Origin of the sequence: Desulfosarcina sp. (assembly GCF_041551955.1) — a bacterium.
Classification (GTDB): domain Bacteria; phylum Desulfobacterota; class Desulfobacteria; order Desulfobacterales; family Desulfosarcinaceae; genus Desulfosarcina.
Genome location: NZ_JBFELV010000348.1, coordinates 1 through 5,446 on the forward strand (window position 1 = coordinate 1; position 5,446 = coordinate 5,446).

The 5,446-nt window shown below is 58.3% G+C and carries 7 protein-coding genes; 4 read left to right on the top strand and 3 right to left on the bottom strand.

Going from position 1 to position 5,446, the window contains the following annotated elements; genetic code table 11:
• The coding region (locus ABYV26_RS19760) for a flavin reductase family protein (RefSeq protein WP_372683076.1) at positions 1-460 on the bottom strand (460 nt) is incomplete at its 3' end.
• A gap of 153 nt (positions 461-613) precedes the next feature.
• Positions 614-1,405 carry an HAD-IIB family hydrolase gene (locus ABYV26_RS19765; RefSeq protein WP_372683078.1) on the bottom strand — a complete coding sequence of 264 codons (792 nt, stop codon included), beginning with the start codon at positions 1,403-1,405 and terminating at the stop codon, positions 614-616.
• Between the two features lie 216 nt (positions 1,406-1,621).
• On the opposite strand from ABYV26_RS19765, the gene ABYV26_RS19770 reads away from it, so the two are divergent.
• From ABYV26_RS19770 to ABYV26_RS19785, 4 genes are all read left to right on the top strand, one after another.
• Positions 1,622-2,368: a glycerophosphodiester phosphodiesterase gene (locus ABYV26_RS19770; RefSeq protein ID WP_372683079.1), complete on the top strand. Its 747-nt coding sequence runs from the start codon at positions 1,622-1,624 to the stop codon at positions 2,366-2,368.
• A gap of 11 nt (positions 2,369-2,379) precedes the next feature.
• Positions 2,380-3,108 (top strand): enoyl-CoA hydratase/isomerase family protein, encoded by a 729-nt coding sequence (locus ABYV26_RS19775; protein ID WP_372683081.1) that lies wholly within the window; start codon positions 2,380-2,382, stop codon positions 3,106-3,108.
• 84 nt (positions 3,109-3,192) lie between these two features.
• Entirely contained in the window at positions 3,193-4,269 is a 1,077-nt protein-coding gene (locus tag ABYV26_RS19780) for a DUF1786 family protein (protein WP_372683082.1), read from the top strand.
• A gap of 77 nt (positions 4,270-4,346) precedes the next feature.
• The gene (locus ABYV26_RS19785) at positions 4,347-4,778 is read left to right on the top strand and encodes a hotdog fold thioesterase (RefSeq protein ID WP_372683083.1); all 432 of its coding nucleotides are present in this window, start codon (positions 4,347-4,349) and stop codon (positions 4,776-4,778) included.
• Positions 4,779-4,788: 10 nt separating this feature from the next.
• On the opposite strand, the gene ABYV26_RS19790 is transcribed toward ABYV26_RS19785, so the two are convergent.
• The coding region (locus ABYV26_RS19790; RefSeq protein ID WP_372683084.1) for a divergent polysaccharide deacetylase family protein at positions 4,789-5,446 on the bottom strand (658 nt) is incomplete at its 5' end.

Consider the following 5,446-nt stretch of genomic DNA (forward strand, 5'->3'; position numbering starts at 1 on the left):
AGTATTGATAGGTGAGCGGGTTGCCTTCTTTCAAGACTTCACTGCTGACCACCTTGCCAATAAAAACGGTGTGGGTCCCGAGATCGACGCTGTCAATGACCTCAGCCTCCAAGACAGATAAGGCATGCTCAGTGATCAACGGGCAGCCGGTGAGACCTTCTTGGAAGGATACTTTTGACAACTTGTCAACGTCCCTTCCTGATCTGAAGCCAAATGGGCCGAGGAAAGTCATCGGCGTGGCTTCTTCTAAAACTGAGGCCGAGAAAACCTTGCTTTTCACAATCAGCTCATGCGTTAAATTTTTTTTGTTGATAATGACGGCGATGCGTGGTGGTTCCGACGTCACCTGGATTACTGTGTTCACGATTTGACCATTCAATTGGCCCGCATCTTTAGACGTTATCAGGTACAAGCCATAACTCAAATCACGAAAAACACTGCGGTCAATTTTAGGGTCCATTGCCATTCCTCCTCATTGTTGACAGGTTCTTGTGTCGCATTGAACGCGGATGGTCGCCTGAACCGCGACAGCGTGTGCATTTCCAGCCGCTTGTCGGCGCCGCGCAGAGATCCCGCTCATTGGTGCCGCGGGGAGGGTTAATCCCCATGGCGCTCACCGATCCAAAAGTACCTTGACCATTTCGGCGAAGCCGAGGCCTCCCTCGGCCTGGGTCACCCAGGTTGGCGGTGCTGTCAGCTGCGCTTCGAAGGCCCGGACATTGGCGACGCCCACCGAGTGGGGGAAAAAGCCGAACATGGGTGAATCGTTGGGTGAATCGCCGCAGAAGACCACTTGTTCACTTACTGCATCCATGTCCAGGTTAAATTCTTCCTCGAACATCAATCGGGACATGGACAGCTTGTCGTAATCACCGAACCATCCGTTCACGTGGATGGAGCTAATCTTGGCGGTGGCGCCATTGGCTTCGAAAATTGCCTTTACGGCCTCGACCGATGGCATCGGCAGAGCAGGCACGTCTTCACAGAAATCAATGGCCAGATCCCCTTCACGATAGGCCTGATCGGCAGCCACGGCACATCCGGGAACACGGGACAGGATTTTTTCCCGGATTATATCGAGTCTGGCGCGGTCGGCGCGTCGTTCTTCCATTGACTTCCAGTAGCGTCGAATCATTTTTTTCTCGCGGCTATCGTAGCGAAAATAGAAGGCGCCGTTTTCTCCCACCAGCCCGTCCACCGGCCACATGCGGGCGATATGGTCGCACCAGCCGGCCGGGCGACCCGTGATGGGGACTACCCGGATGCCAGCTCGCTGAAGGTCCTCCATGGCGGCGAACACCACGGCCGGCAGCCGGCACTTGATGGTGAGGGTGTCGTCAATGTCGGTGAGTACATAGCGGATGTGCCGCCTGGCTTTCATGGGAAAGCTGGAGATCGGGTTCATTTCTGATGACCTGCGGCGCGCTTAAGTTGATCGGATATGCGTCGAGTCCCTGTATGCCGGGGCGGACCAAGCCCTCGACACGGTGGGTTGATGACCACGCAATGTTGCAATTCCATTGAAATCAGCCGATTAATCCTGTATTTACAACTCATTCGTCCGCTGCCGAAGCATGTGGACGCCGTCGCTTAACTCAATACAGGGGTAATAAAACTATAAATGAATATCCATCAGTTGCCAACACCGTTATTTATCGCTCACCGGGGCTATAGTGCGCGTTATCCGGAGAACACCCTTGCCGCGTTCAACGGCGCCATCGATGCCGGTGCCCATATGATTGAGCTGGACGTCTGTCTGTCCAAGGACCGCCACCTGGTGGTGATCCACGACAAAACCGTGGACAGAACCACCAATGGAACCGGTGCGGTCAAGGCGCTTACCCTGGATCAACTGGGCCGATTGGACGCCGGCAGCTGGTTCGATCCGCGGTTCAACACGGAACGGCTGCCCACCCTGGCCCAGGTGTTGGATGCGGCAAAAGGGCACCTGATGGTGAACATTGAAATCAAGCCTGAAGCCTTTGAGGCGGAGGGGCCCGCAGATGCCGTGGAGCGGCAGGTATTGAACCTGGTGCGTGAGAAAAATATGCTCGATGAGGTTCTGGTGTCCAGCTTCGAATGGCTGATGCTGGACAACCTCCGGAAGCTCGAGCCGGGACTCGCTTTGGGCCTGCTTGCCGAAGTCCCGGCAGATGGTCGCCTGCGCCGCTGGCATCATCGGATCAAGGGTTTTTCCTGGCACCCGGACTTCCGGGTGCTGACCCAGCAGCAGGTGGACAGCCTTCACGCCCTGGGTGCGCGGGTGTTTCCCTATGCGGTGGATGGCCGGATAGACTCGATCGGGATGCTGGCCATGGGTGTGGACGGGTTGATCGTCGACGACCCGCGGCAGATGACAGCGCGCTAAGGAGAAAAACGATGGCCCGACCCGTGCTTTTGGATGTGGAAAATCAGATCGCGGTGATTACGCTCAACCGTCCCGAGCGGCGGAACGCCATCAACCAGCAGCTGCTCATCCGCCTGTACGACGCGCTGGATGCGGTGACCGTTCGAGACGATGTCCGGGTGATCATCATCACCGGCAACGGGCCTTCGTTCAGCGCCGGCCTGGACCTGGGTGCCATCGGAAAAGAGAACCTTTTCGACCCCCGGGGAGACGGCAGCGACCTGCCGGACCTGATGCGTGCCTGCAAAAAACCCATCATCGCTGCGGTCAACGGCCACGCCATCACCGGCGGCTTCGAGCTGGCGCTGAATTGTGATTTTATCATTGCTGCTGAAAATGCGCAATTTTCCGACACCCATGCCCGGGTGGGCATCCATCCGGGCTGGGGAATGACCCAGCTGCTTCAGCAGACCGTGGGGCAGCGCCGGGCCAAGCAGATCTCTTTTGCCTGTCAGCCCATATATGCCCACACGGCGTTGGCCTGGGGGCTGGTCAACGAGGTGCTGCCCCGAGAGCATCTGCTGGACCGCGCGAAAACCATCGCGGCCCAGATCGCTCAGGCCGACCCCCAGCTTCTGGGCGTCATAAAAACACTGATCGAGAATCGCAACCGCGGCCCACTGGAACAAGCCTTCGACAAAGAGAGAAGCGGCTTCAAGCAATTTTTACGGGATAAAATCAGTAAATTCAAGCCCTCGTAGCCCTGCGTCGACATGTTCGTCCGACGGTGCATTTGGCCGAAATAGGGCCTTACCGAACGTGGTTTTCGGGAAAGGAGTCTTGCCATGGGACGTTACCTGTTGCTGGACATCGGTGCCGGCACCCTGGACATGCTCTGCTATGACACCGAGCACGATCTTCATTACAAGGCGGTGGTCCGATCGCCGGTGCGGGTGTTGGCGGATGAGATCCGGCAGACTCGCGGCAATCTGGTGGTCACCGGCTGTGAGATGGGCGGCGGCCCGGTCTCCCAAGCCCTGATCGACCACGTGAAAACGGCCGAGGTGGTAATGTCCGCACCTTCCGCGGCCACCATCCACCACGATGTGCAACGAGTGGTAGCGCATGGCATTCGTGTGGTGGACGCAGCAGAAGCAGAAGTGTTGAAGAAGGATTCCCGATTTCACCATATCCGTACCGCGGACCTTCAGCCTGATCGCTTGAAGCGCCTTGTCCAGGGCTTTGGCGTTCCCTTTGCGTTCGATGCCGTAGCGATCTGCGCCCAAGACCACGGGGCGGCGCCGCCCGGGGTTTCTCACCTGGATTTCAGGCATCGGATGTTCACAACGGCGCTGGCGCAACACCCGGTCCCCGAGAGCTTGCTTTACCGTTCCGAGCAGGTACCGGCAGAGATGAATCGGCTGTCGGCCATCGCCGATGATGCCAAAGCCCTGCCCTGCGATCGGGTCTATGTGATGGATTCGGGCATGGCCGCCATTCTCGGTGCGTCCATGGACGTGCTGACCGCAGATCTAAGGAGACTCCTCGTGCTGGACGTCGCCACCTCCCACACCGTGGGTGCGGCCGTGGAGGGAGGCGTGTTGTGCGGTTTTTTTGAGTATCACACCGCAGACATCACCGCTGCGCGGCTGGACCGGTTGCTCAGGGACCTTGCCGACGGCAAGCTTTCCCACCGCCGGATCTTAGACGAGGGGGGACACGGGGCATACAACCACCGAGCCTTCGGCTACGACGGCGTCGAGCTGATCCTGGCCACCGGCCCCCGGCGGCGATTGGCACTGGAATCAAAACTGCCCATCACCTTCGGCGCGCCCTGGGGAGACAATATGATGACCGGAACGGTGGGCCTGATGGAGGCCGTGAGGCGGCGGGAAGGACTGCCGCCGATCAGCTATGTATAGCCGACGTCCCAAAAGGAAAGCTGTTTTTGTGAAGTGAAAAACGATGTTGATTTTCGATCCGCCTGAGGAGCGCCCCCATGTCTGATGAAACACGCCAAGCAGCTATCGATGCCCACATCCAGGACGATGCCTTTGCCCGGTTTCTGGGCGCCGCCGTGACGATCGTCGCGCCGGGTCACAGCCGGGTCGCGCTGACTGTCACCGAGCAGATGACCAATTTTCACGGAATCACCCATGGCGGCCTGGTATTCGCCCTGGGGGACCTGGCTTTCGCCGCCGCCAGCAATTCACGTGGGCAGGTGGCCGTTGCCCTGAACGTGAACATTTGTTTTCTCAACCCGTCGAAGGTGGGTGATCGCCTGGTGGCCGAAGCCACCGAAGTCAACCTCGGCGGAAGAACGGGATTATACGAAATCACGGTGGTCGAGGAAAAAAGCGGCACCCTGATTGCCCGCAGCCAGGACCTGGTGTATCGCAAGAAGGCCTGGTTCGTTGAGACGGAAGATTAAACCGGAGGGGTTAAAGTAATTGTGAGATGTACACGAAGGTGACATCCTTGCTCTCCGGTGTCTCGAGAAAGCGCATGATGCCTTCGGCGGTGTCCGGTCGTGGATGACCGATACCGATCGCGCTGCCGTGCTTCCGGGCACGATGTCGGAGCCGTTTCATCTGCCGGATGACCGATGAAACATCTTGCTGAGTGTCCAGGAACAAATCCCTCCGTTTGGACGATACCCCCATTTGCCGGGCACAGGTGTACGCCGTGGAATGTCCGGTGGTCATGCTGTCCACAAAAAACAGGCCGCGGTTTCTCACCACGTCCAGGGCCTGTCCCATTTTTTGGGGCTTCTGGGTGTATCTGGATCCCATGTGGTTGTTGACGCCGACCACGTAGGGCAGTGCGGCAATGTTTTCGGCCACTACCTGGTGAATGCACTCCGGCCGATCATCCACAAAGATCGCCCCGGGGCCTGGGTCCACCTCGGTATCGAAGGGTTCCATGGGTTGGTGGAGCATGATTTCGTGTCCCCGGGCATGCAGGGCCAAGGCCGACTCGGCGGACCAGCAGACTCGCGGCAGAACAGAAAAGGTAATGGGTATATCGGCTTCGAGAAATCGTTCGGCCCGCCTGAGATTGAACCCGATGTCGTCGATGATCAGGGCGATGCGGGGAGGG